The sequence below is a fragment of the Vibrio ulleungensis genome, assembly GCF_016900875.1.
In the GTDB taxonomy this organism is placed as follows: Bacteria; Pseudomonadota; Gammaproteobacteria; order Enterobacterales; family Vibrionaceae; genus Vibrio; species Vibrio ulleungensis.
This window is the reverse complement of record NZ_JAFEUM010000002.1, coordinates 778,699-791,791: the sequence shown is the minus strand read 5'-3', so window position 1 is coordinate 791,791 and position 13,093 is coordinate 778,699. Positions and strand designations below refer to the sequence as shown.

15 protein-coding genes are annotated in these 13,093 nt (G+C 46.3%); 8 read left to right on the top strand and 7 right to left on the bottom strand.

All coding sequences use genetic code 11. The annotated features are described in order from the left end of the window. The first annotated feature begins 20 nt into the window (after window positions 1-20). Window positions 21-833: a tRNA cyclic N6-threonylcarbamoyladenosine(37) synthase TcdA gene (gene tcdA / locus JQC93_RS08540; RefSeq protein ID WP_205158009.1), complete on the top strand. Its 813-nt coding sequence runs from the start codon at window positions 21-23 to the stop codon at window positions 831-833. 8 nt (window positions 834-841) lie between these two features. Further along, on the top strand, window positions 842-1,291 hold the full coding sequence (locus JQC93_RS08535) for a SufE family protein (RefSeq protein WP_205158008.1): 450 nt from the start codon (window positions 842-844) through the stop codon (window positions 1,289-1,291). Window positions 1,292-1,396: 105 nt separating this feature from the next. On the opposite strand, the gene csdA is transcribed toward JQC93_RS08535, so the two are convergent. The 4 genes from csdA to JQC93_RS08515 form a co-directional block, all read right to left on the bottom strand. Beyond that, window positions 1,397-2,611: a cysteine desulfurase CsdA gene (gene csdA, locus JQC93_RS08530; protein WP_205158007.1), complete on the bottom strand. Its 1,215-nt coding sequence runs from the start codon at window positions 2,609-2,611 to the stop codon at window positions 1,397-1,399. Next, window positions 2,604-3,209: a DJ-1 family glyoxalase III gene (locus JQC93_RS08525; RefSeq protein ID WP_205158006.1), complete on the bottom strand. Its 606-nt coding sequence runs from the start codon at window positions 3,207-3,209 to the stop codon at window positions 2,604-2,606. Before JQC93_RS08525 ends, csdA begins: the two co-directional genes overlap by 8 nt. Window positions 3,210-3,248: 39 nt before the next feature. Next, a complete protein-coding gene (gene panE, locus JQC93_RS08520; protein ID WP_205158005.1) occupies window positions 3,249-4,157 on the bottom strand; it encodes a 2-dehydropantoate 2-reductase in 909 nt (302 codons plus the stop codon). A gap of 139 nt (window positions 4,158-4,296) precedes the next feature. Then, the gene (locus tag JQC93_RS08515; protein WP_205158004.1) at window positions 4,297-5,019 is read right to left on the bottom strand and encodes an outer membrane protein OmpK; all 723 of its coding nucleotides are present in this window, start codon (window positions 5,017-5,019) and stop codon (window positions 4,297-4,299) included. 254 nt (window positions 5,020-5,273) lie between these two features. On the opposite strand from JQC93_RS08515, the gene JQC93_RS08510 reads away from it, so the two are divergent. Genes JQC93_RS08510 through JQC93_RS08495 form a run of 4 tightly spaced genes read left to right on the top strand, consistent with a single transcriptional unit; the run spans window position 5,274 to window position 8,551 of the window. Then, entirely contained in the window at window positions 5,274-5,852 is a 579-nt protein-coding gene (locus JQC93_RS08510) for an LON peptidase substrate-binding domain-containing protein (protein WP_205158003.1), read from the top strand. A 14-nt stretch (window positions 5,853-5,866) separates the two neighbouring features. Then, window positions 5,867-7,246, top strand: coding sequence for a DUF4397 domain-containing protein (locus JQC93_RS08505; RefSeq protein ID WP_205158002.1), 1,380 nt, complete (start codon window positions 5,867-5,869; stop codon window positions 7,244-7,246). A gap of 46 nt (window positions 7,247-7,292) precedes the next feature. Beyond that, window positions 7,293-7,883, top strand: a complete 591-nt coding sequence (locus JQC93_RS08500) for a sigma-70 family RNA polymerase sigma factor (RefSeq protein ID WP_205158001.1) — start codon at window positions 7,293-7,295, stop codon at window positions 7,881-7,883. Beyond that, window positions 7,880-8,551 (top strand): ChrR family anti-sigma-E factor, encoded by a 672-nt coding sequence (locus JQC93_RS08495; protein ID WP_205158000.1) that lies wholly within the window; start codon window positions 7,880-7,882, stop codon window positions 8,549-8,551. Before JQC93_RS08500 ends, JQC93_RS08495 begins: the two co-directional genes overlap by 4 nt. Before the next feature lie 85 nt (window positions 8,552-8,636). Here the strand turns inward: JQC93_RS08495 and JQC93_RS08490 are convergent, their stop codons facing one another. From JQC93_RS08490 to JQC93_RS08480, 3 genes are read right to left on the bottom strand one after another with little or no spacing between them, the layout of a single operon-like run. After that, window positions 8,637-9,188 (bottom strand): peptidylprolyl isomerase, encoded by a 552-nt coding sequence (locus JQC93_RS08490; RefSeq protein WP_205157999.1) that lies wholly within the window; start codon window positions 9,186-9,188, stop codon window positions 8,637-8,639. Next, on the bottom strand, window positions 9,188-9,757 hold the full coding sequence (locus JQC93_RS08485; RefSeq protein ID WP_205157998.1) for a YajG family lipoprotein: 570 nt from the start codon (window positions 9,755-9,757) through the stop codon (window positions 9,188-9,190). Before JQC93_RS08485 ends, JQC93_RS08490 begins: the two co-directional genes overlap by 1 nt. 23 nt (window positions 9,758-9,780) lie before the next feature. Next, window positions 9,781-10,917: a methyltransferase gene (locus tag JQC93_RS08480; protein WP_205157997.1), complete on the bottom strand. Its 1,137-nt coding sequence runs from the start codon at window positions 10,915-10,917 to the stop codon at window positions 9,781-9,783. A gap of 206 nt (window positions 10,918-11,123) precedes the next feature. Between JQC93_RS08480 and JQC93_RS08475 the strand changes: the two genes are divergently transcribed. Next, the gene (locus JQC93_RS08475; RefSeq protein ID WP_205157996.1) at window positions 11,124-11,441 is read left to right on the top strand and encodes a BolA/IbaG family iron-sulfur metabolism protein; all 318 of its coding nucleotides are present in this window, start codon (window positions 11,124-11,126) and stop codon (window positions 11,439-11,441) included. A gap of 311 nt (window positions 11,442-11,752) precedes the next feature. Next, window positions 11,753-13,093 (top strand): Na(+)-translocating NADH-quinone reductase subunit A, encoded by a 1,341-nt coding sequence (locus JQC93_RS08470; RefSeq protein ID WP_205157995.1) that lies wholly within the window; start codon window positions 11,753-11,755, stop codon window positions 13,091-13,093.

Genomic DNA, 13,093 nt, shown 5'->3' with positions numbered 1-13,093 from the left:
TTTTCAATCCAGGTTTGAATATGCGCGAATTATCTTCACCAGCAAGCGATGGCTACCAGCAAAGATTTGGTGGAACAGCACGACTGTATGGAGCTCAGCAGTTAGAGCTGTTTAGAGCCGCACATGTATGTGTAATCGGTATTGGTGGAGTGGGTTCTTGGGCAGCAGAGGCACTTGCTCGTTCAGGTATTGGCGAAATTACGCTTATTGATATGGATGATGTCTGTGTCACCAACATTAATCGTCAAATTCATGCAATGCATGGCACAGTTGGTCAAAGCAAAATTGAGGTCATGGAAGCTCGAATAAAGCTGATCAATCCAGAGTGTAAGGTCAACTTGATAGATGATTTTATTGGCCCAGAGAATCAAGCCGACTATTTGAGTCACGACTATGATTATGTGCTGGATGCTATCGACAGTGTGAAAGCCAAAGCGAGCTTGCTGGCTTATTGTAAGCGCAATAAAATCAAGGTGATCACAACCGGTGGTGCTGGCGGGCAGATTGACCCAACTCAAATTCAAGTTGCTGATTTAACTCGGACCATTCAAGACCCTCTCGCGAAGAAGCTTAAAGATCATCTACGCCGCTTTCATAACTTCAGTAAAAACCCACAACGAAAATTTGGCATCGAATGTGTTTATTCCACGGAGCAACTTAAATACCCGCAACCAGACGGCAGCGTATGTGGAGTAAAGAGCACGGCAGAAGGGCCTAAACGCATGGACTGTGCCAGTGGCTTTGGAGCTGCAACCATGGTAACTGCTACGTTTGGTTTTGTAGCGGTGTCGAGGATTTTGGATAAGTTAGTCGCTAAACATATTACTAAGTAAGGTTTTCCATGAGTTTTGACGCCAGCGCTTTTGGTCCGCAAATCAATCATCAGCAAATTGTTGAAGAGTTGTCTCATCTAAAAGGGTGGGAAAACAAATATCGTCAGGTCATCAAATGGGGCAAGCTACTGCCCGTTATGAGTGACACTAATAAAGAGCAATTGGTTGAAGTCGCTGGATGCGAAAGCCAAGTGTGGCTCTATTGTGAGCCGGTTAAAGTGGGTAAACTTGCATTTTGGCAAGTCCATGCAGATTCCGATGCACGTATTGTTCGAGGGCTTATCGCTATCGTACAAGCGGCGTTTAATGGTCAAACGAGTGAGACGATACTGGGTTTTGATGTCGCGGAGTATTTTGAAAAACTTGGTTTGATTGAGCATTTAAGCCCTTCTCGAGGCAACGGTTTACGTGCCATTGTTGACCAGATCATTGAGCAGGTCGAGCAGCACCAAAACTAATTAAAAGTGTCGAAAATGGTTCAGCAGAGCTTACTCTCTAAGCTCTGCTTTTTACTGTCTGTAGCCAATGAATTCACAGAGCAAAAGCTACAGTACATCGAGATGCTACAGGATATCGAGCGCCTTAATCACGGCGCTTACAAACGCATCGACCTCTTCCACAGTATTGTAAATCGCAAACGACGCCCTCACAGTCCCTTTTACGCCAAGTGCATCCATCATTGGATGCGCACAGTGGTGTCCAGCCCTAAGTGCAATGCCTTGTTGATCGAGTAGCGTCGCAACATCTTGATGGTGAACGCCATCAACAACAAAGGTTAATACTGAGGCATCGGCTTGATAACCAATTATGCTTATATCATCGACAGTCGAGAGCTTGGTATATGCTCGATTTTGCAACCTTTTAATATGAGCTTCACTGGCTGCTCTATCTAGGTTGTTGAGCCATTCAATGGCCGTTGCTAACGCAATTGCCCCAGCGGTATTTGGCGTTCCCGCTTCAAATTTTCCTGGTAAATCGTTAAAGGTGGTTTTGTCAAAAGAGACTTTGGTGACCATTTTGCCACCACCATGCCACACAGGCATGCTGTCGAGTAGAGACTGCTTTCCATACAATACGCCGATACCGGTCGGGGCAAACATCTTATGGCCAGAAAAGACATAAAAATCGGCATCAAGAGCTGTTACGTCGACGTTTTCATGAGCAACGGCTTGGGCGCCATCTACAAGTACAACGGCACCAATGTCATGGGCAAGTGCAATGACTTGTTCAATCGGTTGATGGGTCCCTGTGACATTAGATACATGGCCAATCGCAACAATCTTAGTGTTGGCGTTGAACGCGCTCTGATAGTCCTCAACCTTCATGGTGCAGTCTGGGTGCATGGGCACTTTAACAATAGTAGCGCCAGTTTGCTCTGCAACAATTTGCCAAGGGACGATATTGGCGTGATGCTCCATTTCACCGATGACTATTTCATCGCCCTCTGTGAGCATCGTTCGCGCATAGCTTTGGGCCACAAGGTTAATGGCTTCGGTTGCGCCACGAGTCCAAACAATTTCTTTGCTGGAGGTTGCGCCAATAAACGTTGCGACAGTATCACGGGCTTGTTCAAATTGCTCGGTCGCTTTTGCCGTGAGCCGATGACTGCCACGATGTACGTTCGCATTTTGTTGGCTGTAATAATGGGTGATGGCATCTATCACTATTTGCGGTTTGTGCGTCGTCGCCGCGCTATCTAAATAGACAGTGCATTCATCATCATGCGATCCGTTTTGAACCGCTGGAAATTGAGCTCGTACAGCTAAAGGATCAAACACGGCTCTTCCCCAAATCTTGGTAATTTAAGTTAGGCAAAGTCACCATTGGCGCAGCTACGCTCCAAGCAAAGGCTTTGCCGGACAGGTAAATTATAATCTCGATAGCAAATTCGAGTGCTGAACCCGGCCCCTGACTGGTGAGAAGTTTGTGGTTAACGTCTAGGGTCACGCGCTTGTCTCGCCACTTAGATGGACTAATTGTATCGCGAAAAGCGGGATGGCAGGTCATGAGCGCATTGGGAAACAGTTGATGGTGTTGAAAGACTAAAGCAGGCGATGCGCATATAGCCGCAAGTAATTTGCCATCATAATGATGCTGTTTCACCATTTCTAACAATAATGTGCTGTCTCGAAAAGTCTCTGCACCTCCAATACCGCCTGGAAGGGCAATTACATCAAATTCATCGTCGGCAACATCAACCAATCTGCACTGTGCAGTCAAAGGAATACCTCTTGACCCAATCACCTGCAGCTCACCTTCAGGGTCGACGCTGGCAACGGTGACCTTGTACTGTGCGCGGATTAAGGTATCGATGAGAGTGATGGCTTCAATCTCTTCACTGCCGGCAGCTATGGGAATTAATATCGACTTAGACATACGTGTTTCCAATGTGTGTGTAACTATGGTGACAGTGAGTCACGAGTTTATGTTGCTGAAACTGGACTCAAGCTCTTTTACCTGAGTATAGAGACTTTGATGAACAGGTACATCTATACCTTCGCGCTGGGCAACGTCAAGAATATGCCCCGTAATATAGTCAATTTCAGTTGTACGGCTATGCTGAATATCTTGATGCATTGATGAAAAATTGTTGGCAGTGGCTTTGATGACCCGTTGAACCATAAGCAATAACTGCTGAGTAGAAACCTCGACCGATTGTGTCTGCATGACCGCAGAGAGCTCGTCACATAGCGGATGAAGTATCTTATCGAACTCAGGTTTAGCAAGCTCACCATTAGTGCAGTCATAAATGGCGGTTAAAGGATTAATCGCACAGTTAATGGCAAGCTTGTTCCATAATAGAGGGCTAATGTTAGCGTGCCATAATGCTTTAGGCAGCGCATGATTAAAAACCTCCGCCAAAAAATCGCAGCGATGACCTAAATGATTATATCCACCCATTTGTGTCTCACCCGCCCCAGTATGGCTCACATGTACACTATTCACTGACTTACTTAGCAGCAGCGCACCATGGGTGGTAGTGGCCTGCACAACAGGGTAGCCGTCCAGCTGCTTGTTAAGAGGGTCGAGCGCTCCCATACCGTTGTGCATGAACATGATTATGGTGTTTGTATCGAGACGAGAAAGAAATGGAGTGATAGCGGCATTAACCTGCCACGCCTTTACGGTTACTAGCAGTAAATCGCACTGTTCGAGTGCGTCCCATTGATTGCAAGAAAAGGACAGTGAAGACTGCTGATCGAGTTGAATGCTGCAGAGCGGTTGATCGTCGCGGGTAAACAAAGAAACGTTGTGGCCTGCATGTGCTAGGTTGTAGGCCCACAAGCTGCCAATGGCGCCGGCTCCCACGATGGATATATTCATAATTTGAAATTCGTCATTGATAACCTGTTGAATGTTAATCAATGAGCGCCGGTTCTGAAAGCGAAAAGTCTAGGTTGTGAAAGTTAGGCATTAAAAAAGGCGCTCAAGGCGCCTTTTCTTATACCAATCAACACATCAATTAGAAGTTGTACTTCACTGTGTAGATGATTGCGTTGTCAGTGTTTGGCTGACCAAGTTTGTTGTGCGCGTAGCGGTATTGGATACCAGCAGCAACTTGAGGAGTCGCGTGCCACCATGCTGCGATTGCACCGTTTGCTGACAGATCGTCAGTTTCTCCTTCACCGTCACCAATGTAGTCACTGCTGCGAGCAAATTCAGTTTCGTGCCAGTTTGAGATAGAGAACGCTTGTGAACCAAGGTTGAAGTTGTAACCAGCTACCCAGCCAACCATACCGCCGTTAAAGCCAGCAAATCCAACAGTGTTGGTGTAGTGACCGCCAACAAATGGGTTGAAGTACCAAGAGTCACCGCCTAGGTTGTAAGATAGACCCGCTACAGTGTTGCGAGCGTGGAAACCTTGGTTTTCCGTTGAGTATGTTTGAGCGTAAACACGTAGCTCTTCAAGACCAGTTTTCACAGCAATAGAGCCTTTAGTAGACATTGCCATGTCGCCATCTTGGTTTTCGAAGTCAGCAAAGCCGTATAGCTCACCCCAAGTAAAACCAGCACCACCTTCAAGCTCTAGGTAACCGAAGTCTTGCTTGCCAGAACGACTTTCAGTGCCGTTTGACCAGTCTAGGTAGTTAAGTGAAACATCACCCCAACCGTATAGGTATTCTGCGTGAGAAGGAAGTGAAAGGGTCGCTGCTAGTACACCCACTGCTGCTAAAGTTTTACGCATTTTGCATTCTCTTATAAATAATTTGGATAAAAAGTAGCCTTTCCGTGCTAACGCAATCCATTGCGCGCTATTTTAGCGATCTATTTCGCAAGTTCCAGCTGTAACGATGAAAAGTTCAATATTTTTTGGTGATTAAGATCACAAAAGTAGCCGTACGCCATTCTGCGCGTGCTACTTAGCCAAAATGAGCGCGAAGTGATCCATCGCTAAATCGATGCGTATAAACCGAGGAAATGTAAACAAGGAAAGAGTCCATGACTGAGATTAAGCTGTTCCCGTTAAGTTCTGTTGTTTTACCTAAAGGCAAAATGAACTTAAGAATCTTCGAACCTCGATACAAGCGCCTGATCAGCGAATGTAGCCAACGAGGAGAGGGTTTTGGTGTCTGCTTGGTCAATGAAGATATTCAAACGGCTCCTACTAGCATTTCTACTGCCGGCACGTTAGCAAACATTATTGATTTCGAACTTCTTTCAGATGGTTTGCTTGGTGTCACAATTGAAGGCTCTAATCGGTTCACTATACAAAATGTGTGGAGCGAACCTGACGGCCTACGTTGTGCCCAAGTTGAGATACTGGATGAATGGCAAGCATCACCCATAGATTCGCATAACTTGTTCTTGAGCGAACAACTGAAACGGGTCTATCGTGATTTCCCACAAATTCAGCAGCTGTACCCAAGCCCAAAATTTGATGACGCAAGTTGGATTGCACAACGTTGGTTGGAACTACTGCCTTTAAGGTCGACCGTTTTTGACCAATTAGTGTTGCATCCTGACTGTACTGAAGCATTGCATTTTCTTAGCCAAGCTATCGACCCTTCAAAAGATTAAACGGAGATTATCTCATGAATACCCGCATATTAGCCGCTACGCTCACTGCGTCAGCACTGTTTTTGACTGGCTGCGGCAGTGACAGCGACGACAATGATACCGCTGCGGATACAGCAAGTAACTCACTCACTTATCTTCAAGCCGTACATGCCTCGCCGGATGCACCATTAGCCAATGTTTGGGTCAATGGCTCGCCACAACTGGAGGGCGTTGACTACGGTGTGGCGTCAGGCTATCTGACTTTAAGCTCCGGCACCAACAGTGTTCAGGTGGATGTTCAGGTTGGTTTAGGCAATACCGCAACGGTGATTCCAGAATCTGACTTAAGCTTAATGGAAGGCACTCGCTACACGGTATTAGTTACTGGGTATGCTGACAGCAGTGTCGGGTTTCCAGTTAAGCCGACGATTATTACCCGCCCTGTAAGCAGTAATGCGGATGCAGATAATTTAGATGTGCAAGTTGTCCACGCGGCAGCGGGTGTGCCTACGGTAGATGTGTACGTGACTGCGCCAGGCGCAGACATTAATACAGCCCAACCTCTAGATACCCTCGCGTACGAAGACGACACTGGCGTGATCACCATTGCTGGGGGCAGCTATCAAGTTAGACTAACCTTGGCGGGAACCAAAACGGTGGCGTTTGATTCAGGAGCTGTCGATCTCCCCGCTGGTGCTGATCTTACTATTGCGGCAATACCAAACGTCAATAATGCTGCCAATTCAGCTTTGGTCAAATTGCTGGTGATGGACGGAACTAATGGGCAGTTTGTTTACAATACCGCAGAGCAAGCGCAAATTCAGGTCGGCCATTTGGTGAACAACGCGCCAACGGTAGATGTTGCTCTAAACGGTAGCGAAGCGATTTCAGACCTTGTGTTTGCCGAAGTTAGAGGATATGTGGATGTCGCTGTGGGTGAATACGATATAGGTGTGTATCCAGATAATACACCAGGGACACTGGTTATTGACGCAATGGATGTACCCTTTGACGCCGCCCAAGACTACACGGTGTATGCAGTAGGTACGTTAGACACGATTGCCCCTCTTGTTGTGGTCGATGAGCGACGCTCCGTTGCCACTAGCGCGGTACTCAATGTGCTACATGCCGTGCCTAATTCGGCAGCCGCGACGGTGGATGTGTACGTCACTGCAACAAATGATATTACTCAAAGTGATCCATCTATACCCGGTTTTGCGTATAAACAAAGTGTACAACAAGTTTACCTCCCTGCAGGCAGTTATTGGGTAACTGTTGCACTGCCCGGAACCAAGACCGCTGCGATAGGACCTGTGCAGGTTAGCGTAGAAAATGGTAAGGTCTACCAGGCAATTGCGATCGAATTAGCAGAAGGCGCGGGCTTTGACCTTCTTCTCGATGAGATTACCGAATAGCAGGATGGTGTGGGAGCATTGTGCTCCCACAGTGGAAGGATGAATTATGGACAACCAATTGGCAGATACCACCAAAATGTCACGGCAAGAGTGGAACGACTGCATGACTAAGGTACAAGCGGGAGACAGTACAGCTTTTGCTGTGATCTTTACCCACTTTACGCCGAGGCTAAAGCAGTTCGCTATGAAGCACGTTGGCAGTGAGCATGTTGCGATGGAGCTGGTGCAAGACACACTTGCGGCAGTATGGCAAAAAGCACATTTGTTTGACGGCACTAAGAGCGCTCTATCTACTTGGATTTACACAATTGCTAGAAACTTATGTTTTGATCTCTTGCGTAAACAAAAGGGCAGAGAATTGCACCTTCATTCCGAAGATATTTGGCCTGATGACTATTGTCCGCCAGATTTGGTCGACCATTACTCACCTGAGCAAAGCATGCTCAAAGAGCAAATTGTTCGATATCTCGATTTGCTGCCACTGAAACAGAAGCAGGTGGTGAAGGCCATCTACCTTGACGAAATGCCACACCAGGACGTGGCGGATAAATTTGATATACCTTTAGGGACAGTGAAATCTCGTTTGAGACTGGCTGTAGAAAAACTAAAAGATACGATCAATTCGGAGCAATTATGAAACATCATCCTAGTAACGACACGCTCATGCAGTATGCGGATGGCACCATCGACGCATGTAACGGTTTGATTGTAGCGGCGCACCTAGAACGTTGTCCGCATTGCAGCGATCTAACCAACGAATTAGAAGCCAAATTAGCCAGTGACGAGTTAGACGTCGCACCATCCACTAGCGCGATTGAAGTAGACATGGCTGCATTGCTTAGCCAGATCACCGATATGACGCAGGCACAGCCAGTTGAGGGTAAGCCGGCAACATTGGCAACGGTTGAGGTGAATGGTAAAACGTTCAAGTTACCTGCAGCGTTGAAAGGCATCGCTGGGCAACTTCAGGACTGGAAAAGCTACGGCGGCAAAGTATTCTCTGCATCATTTGATATTGGTGAGGAAGAGCGAGTCAGTCTTTTGTATATTTCGGAAGACGTGCAAGTGCCTCAACACACTCATAAAGGTACCGAGGCTACATTAGTGTTGCACGGTGAGTTTGAAGATGAAAACGGTCACTACAGAAAAGGCGATTTCATGATCGAAGACGGCGAAACCAAACACGCCCCTCGTACTATGAAAGGTCAAGACTGCTTGTGCTTAACGGTATTGACCGAGCCTATGGTGTTTACCCAAGGCGTAGCACGCATCTTCAATATGTTTGGTCGTGGAATGTACCCATAGTAGAGGCTTGTCTCCAAAACTGAAAAAGCAGCGATAGTGTTCGCTGCTTTTTATTGCTTGCTAGAGAAATACGGTAATGATGAGGTTACTCTGCCAGTACCGTCATTTTTTTGATCACAATTTGCTCAGTTGGCACATCAGAGAATGGACCGTAGCTTCCCGTTGGAACGGTTGCCATTTTCTGTATCACATCAAACCCATCAACGACTTTACCAAACACGGCATAACCAGGGTTAGTAAACGTATGGTCTAAGAAATAGTTGTCTTTATAGTTTATAAAAAACTGACGCGTCGCAGAATCTGGATTGTTGGTTCTTGCCATTGCAACCGTCGCAGTGAGGTTTTTCAGTCCGTTGCTCGCTTCATTCTTTATGGGGGCTTGAGTGGGCAATTGATTCATTGAATCGTCAAATCCACCACCTTGAGCCATAAAGTCTTTTATGACTCGATGGAAAATAGTGCCTTCGTAACTACCATCTTCTACATAGCTTAAAAAGTTTTCACTTGAGATCGGCGCAAGTTCACTGTCTAAATCGATTACAAAGTTGCCCAACGTGGTTTCAACTTCAACTAAAGGGGCCGCATTGACCCATGCAGACGCGCAAAGTAAGGTGATGAGCGGAAGTATTGGTTTCATTAGAATTGTTTCTCTAGGTAAGTTTGTAATTCAACATCGTTAGCGATGGTCTCTAGGACTACGTTTGATACTCGGTTGAGTACAGAAGCTACTTTGTCTTCATCAACGCCGCTGCCTTCTAGATTAGCTTCGCCACGATAGGTTTTGACAAACTTACCCTGCGGTGACTCTGCCGTCAATTGAACCGCCATTTTGGCACTGGTGGTGGAGGTAAACGATCCTGGTGAGACATTGGCTAGTAGTTCTAATATCTCGATCTTTACACTGTTCTCACCATTCGGTGTTAGGGTATATCCGAGATCGCTAAATAGGCTGCTAAATTCAGAATCTAATGCGATGCGTACGTTTTGGCGGGGATGGATTGGCATAGAGCGATCGTCGTTCACTCTGTACAGTCCCACATATTGAGCGGTTCGCAGATCTTTGCTGGTTAAGGTAAAGGCGACCGATTCTGCACCTGCAACAGTCTCGACTTCTGGTGCTTTTGGTTGGTAGCTAACTTGCTGAGGTTGGGTTGAGCTGCATCCTGCCAGTAATGCGATAGTGAATATCGTAAACAGCTTTTTCATTGTTTTTATTCCTTTTTTTCGTTCTAGCGCTTAGTCGCGTCAATAATGACAAATTTACGGTTTTGAGTCACCAAACTCACCTGCTCACGTCCAAACAGTTTGACCAGGGCTGCAAAATACCCCAAATGGCGGTTACCAATGACACGTAAAGTGCCTTTAGAGCGCAGTGTGTTTTTCGCATCTTCAAACATTTGTTGAGCAATATGATCAGTAATGGCATTTTGCTGGTGGAAAGGGGGGTTACAAAGGATGATGTCAGCGCTTTCTTTCGGCGCTGACTCCAAGCAGTTGTCTACCCTAAAGTTACAGCCATCTAAAGTACCGATATTGCTAAGAGCGTTCCTTTTAGCAGACTCAACCGCCATGTAGCTTTCATCAACAAAGGTGACGGATGAAGTAGGGTTCAGCTGTTTATAGCGGATCCCAATAATGCCATTGCCACAGCCAAGATCTATCACGTCACAAGGCTCGCAAGACGGTGTAGGAAGGTGCTCTAGCAATAAGCGAGCACCTTGATCCAGCTTTTCTCCGCTATACACATTGGCAAGATTAGACAGTTCGACAGGAGTGGGGGTTGCGCTCCAAGACACGGCTTCTTCCGCTTGCTTTGGTGACGCATTGTCTGCAAAGCTAAAGATCAATCGATGCTTTTTATAGGCAAGAGAGGTCGTCGTTGTACCAAGGTGTTGCTCAAATAACTTCAATGTAGAGCTATGAATCTGCTTAGCTTTATCGACCGCAATAACCGGTATATTTGAAGGTAATACCGCTCGTAATTGAGTGAGCTGCCAGCACAACATTCGATTGATCTTAGGCAAACTCATTACGACTACGTCGTACTCGTTGTTGATAGAATCGATGCTGGTTAAGCAGTTTACCTCTGGCAGCTGATTGAGTAACAGGTTTTGACGCAGGGCTAGATGCGCGACCTTGGAGTCACTCATGAAGGTGACTTGATTGTTAGACGCCAGCATACTGCTCAAAGCACCAAAATGGTCATTTAAAATCAAAATGCGTTGCTGCTTATCCAATTGCTGCTCTTGCAAGTAGCGATACACGTATTCATCACCGGCGCTCCACGCTTGTAAATCGCTGCCCTCTATATATGGATAGCGTTGTAATCGTAGAGTTTGGTCAGGCAACTGTAATTGGGTTTTCATAAAGGCTTGCGTCTATTGATGTTGCTGAAAGCAAACTAGTTTACGGGATGAAGTCAATATCAGCCAGCATCAATATTAAGGGCAGAATTAAAACTTGAGTGCTAGTGCTGAGTTTCGGATTTTTACACTCACATTTTGTGGTTAGTCGGTTATACTTGTGGCATTCAATTTGACGTAGATTGTTAATAGGTCGTAAAGGAGTAGGGATGAAACAACCCCAAATCGAAAAAAAGCTGCATCTAGAGCTCAACCCTATTCATCTGGAAGTCATTAACGAAAGCCACATGCATCATGTGCCGCCAGGCTCAGAAAGCCATTTTAAATTGGTGGTAGTGAGCGAACAATTTGAAGGAAAGCGCCTCATCGCGCGACATCGAATAATCAATCAGCTTTTATCCGATGAACTATCCGACTTTATTCACGCGTTATCCATGCACACCTATTCTCCACAAGAGTGGGAGACAGTGCGTGGTGATGTGCCTGCCAGTCCAAAATGCGCTGGGAGCAACAAGCAAAAAACCTAATGTTTTTTGTTGATATGAAACAATACTAGGTGGCTATTAGGCCTCATTTTTTGTGCGTTGCATCAAGAAAACGGGCATTTTGTAGTGAGGTGGTCACTTAGTGGTCAATATATTGGGGGGTTAGCCGAGGGCGATCATGGCATTGAAGGGCGATTTGATGCTAGACTACGTGCCCGGAGAAAACTCCCTTTAGATTGCGAGACAGCAACCAGGATGTTGCGAAAGTGGCCCAAGACTTTGCCTCTATCGAAACTCGTTGCTGCTTCCTGCAGTTAGACGATTTTTTAATCCAATAAATAGTGCAAGTGCGTATGATTACAATAAAAAAGGGTTTGGATCTTCCTATTTCAGGTGTTCCAACTCAGGTGATTGATGACGGTAATACCGTTACAAAAGTCGCCTTGCTTGGCGAAGAATACGTGGGCATGCGACCAACAATGCATGTTCGCGTAGGTGATGACGTGAAAAAAGGTCAGATTCTATTTGTAGACAAAAAGAATCCTGGCGTTAAGTTTACGGCTCCAGCTAGCGGTAAAGTTATCGAAGTGAACCGTGGTGAAAAGCGTGTTCTTCAATCTGTCGTGATTGAAGTTGCAGGTGACGACCAGGTGACTTTCGAGAAGTTTGACGCAAATAAGTTGGCATCTCTACCTCGTGAGCAAGTCGTGAATCAGCTGGTTGAGTCGGGTATGTGGACTGCGTTTAAAACGCGCCCATTTAGCCGTGTTCCAGCAATTGACTCTTCTACCAACGCGATTTTCGTTACTGCGATCGATACCAACCCATTGGCTGCGAATCCAGAAGTGGTGATCAGTGAACAAGCCGATGCGTTTGTTGCGGGTTTGGATCTGTTGTCTGGCGTGACCGACGGTAAAGTGTTTGTTTGTAAAACAGGTACTAGCTTACCTCGTTCTAGTCAAGGCAATGTAGAAGAACACGTCTTTGATGGCCCGCATCCAGCCGGTCTCGTTGGGACTCACATGCATCATTTGTTCCCAGTGAACAAAGAAAATGTAGCATGGAGCATCAATTACCAAGATGTTATCGCACTAGGTAAACTGTTCACAACAGGTGAGCTCTATACCGATCGCGTGGTTTCACTTGCTGGCCCTGTGGTGAACAAGCCTCGCTTAGTGCGTACACGTATAGGCGCTTGTTTAACAGAATTGGCGAACAACGAAATGATGCCTGGTGAGGTGCGTTTGTTGTCTGGCTCAGTACTGTCTGGCACTCAAGCTGCTGGTCCTCATGGCTACCTTGGCCGTTATCATGTTCAAGTTTCTGCCCTGCGTGAAGGTCGTGACAAAGAGCTGTTTGGCTGGGCAATGCCTGGTAAAAACCGCTTCTCAGTTACGCGCTCATTCTTAGGTCACCTCTTTTCGAACCAACTGTTTAACATGACAACATCCACTAACGGTAGTGACCGTGCGATGGTGCCAATTGGTAACTACGAAAAAGTGATGCCTCTGGACATTGAGCCAACACTACTACTTAGGGATCTATGTGCTGGCGATAACGACAGCGCGGAGCGTCTTGGCGCACTTGAGCTAGATGAAGAAGATTTGGCACTGTGTACTTTTGTTTGCCCTGGTAAATACGAGTACGGACCGCTTCTTCGTGAATGCCTAGACACTATTGTTAAGGAAGGGTAA

Bases quoted from the DNA above. Each gene is read 5' to 3' on its own strand.
- tcdA (WP_205158009.1), top strand. From the start codon at position 21: ATGCGCGAATTATCTTCACCAGCAAGCGATGGCTACCAGCAAAGATTT.
- JQC93_RS08535 (WP_205158008.1), top strand. From the start codon at position 842: ATGAGTTTTGACGCCAGCGCTTTTGGTCCGCAAATCAATCATCAGCAA.
- JQC93_RS08525 (WP_205158006.1), bottom strand. From the start codon at position 3,209: ATGTCTAAGTCGATATTAATTCCCATAGCTGCCGGCAGTGAAGAGATT.
- panE (WP_205158005.1), bottom strand. From the start codon at position 4,157: ATGAATATATCCATCGTGGGAGCCGGCGCCATTGGCAGCTTGTGGGCC.
- JQC93_RS08515 (WP_205158004.1), bottom strand. From the start codon at position 5,019: ATGCGTAAAACTTTAGCAGCAGTGGGTGTACTAGCAGCGACCCTTTCA.
- JQC93_RS08510 (WP_205158003.1), top strand. From the start codon at position 5,274: ATGACTGAGATTAAGCTGTTCCCGTTAAGTTCTGTTGTTTTACCTAAA.
- JQC93_RS08505 (WP_205158002.1), top strand. From the start codon at position 5,867: ATGAATACCCGCATATTAGCCGCTACGCTCACTGCGTCAGCACTGTTT.
- JQC93_RS08500 (WP_205158001.1), top strand. From the start codon at position 7,293: ATGGACAACCAATTGGCAGATACCACCAAAATGTCACGGCAAGAGTGG.
- JQC93_RS08495 (WP_205158000.1), top strand. From the start codon at position 7,880: ATGAAACATCATCCTAGTAACGACACGCTCATGCAGTATGCGGATGGC.
- JQC93_RS08490 (WP_205157999.1), bottom strand. From the start codon at position 9,188: ATGAAACCAATACTTCCGCTCATCACCTTACTTTGCGCGTCTGCATGG.
- JQC93_RS08485 (WP_205157998.1), bottom strand. From the start codon at position 9,757: ATGAAAAAGCTGTTTACGATATTCACTATCGCATTACTGGCAGGATGC.
- JQC93_RS08480 (WP_205157997.1), bottom strand. From the start codon at position 10,917: ATGAAAACCCAATTACAGTTGCCTGACCAAACTCTACGATTACAACGC.
- JQC93_RS08475 (WP_205157996.1), top strand. From the start codon at position 11,124: ATGAAACAACCCCAAATCGAAAAAAAGCTGCATCTAGAGCTCAACCCT.
- JQC93_RS08470 (WP_205157995.1), top strand. From the start codon at position 11,753: ATGATTACAATAAAAAAGGGTTTGGATCTTCCTATTTCAGGTGTTCCA.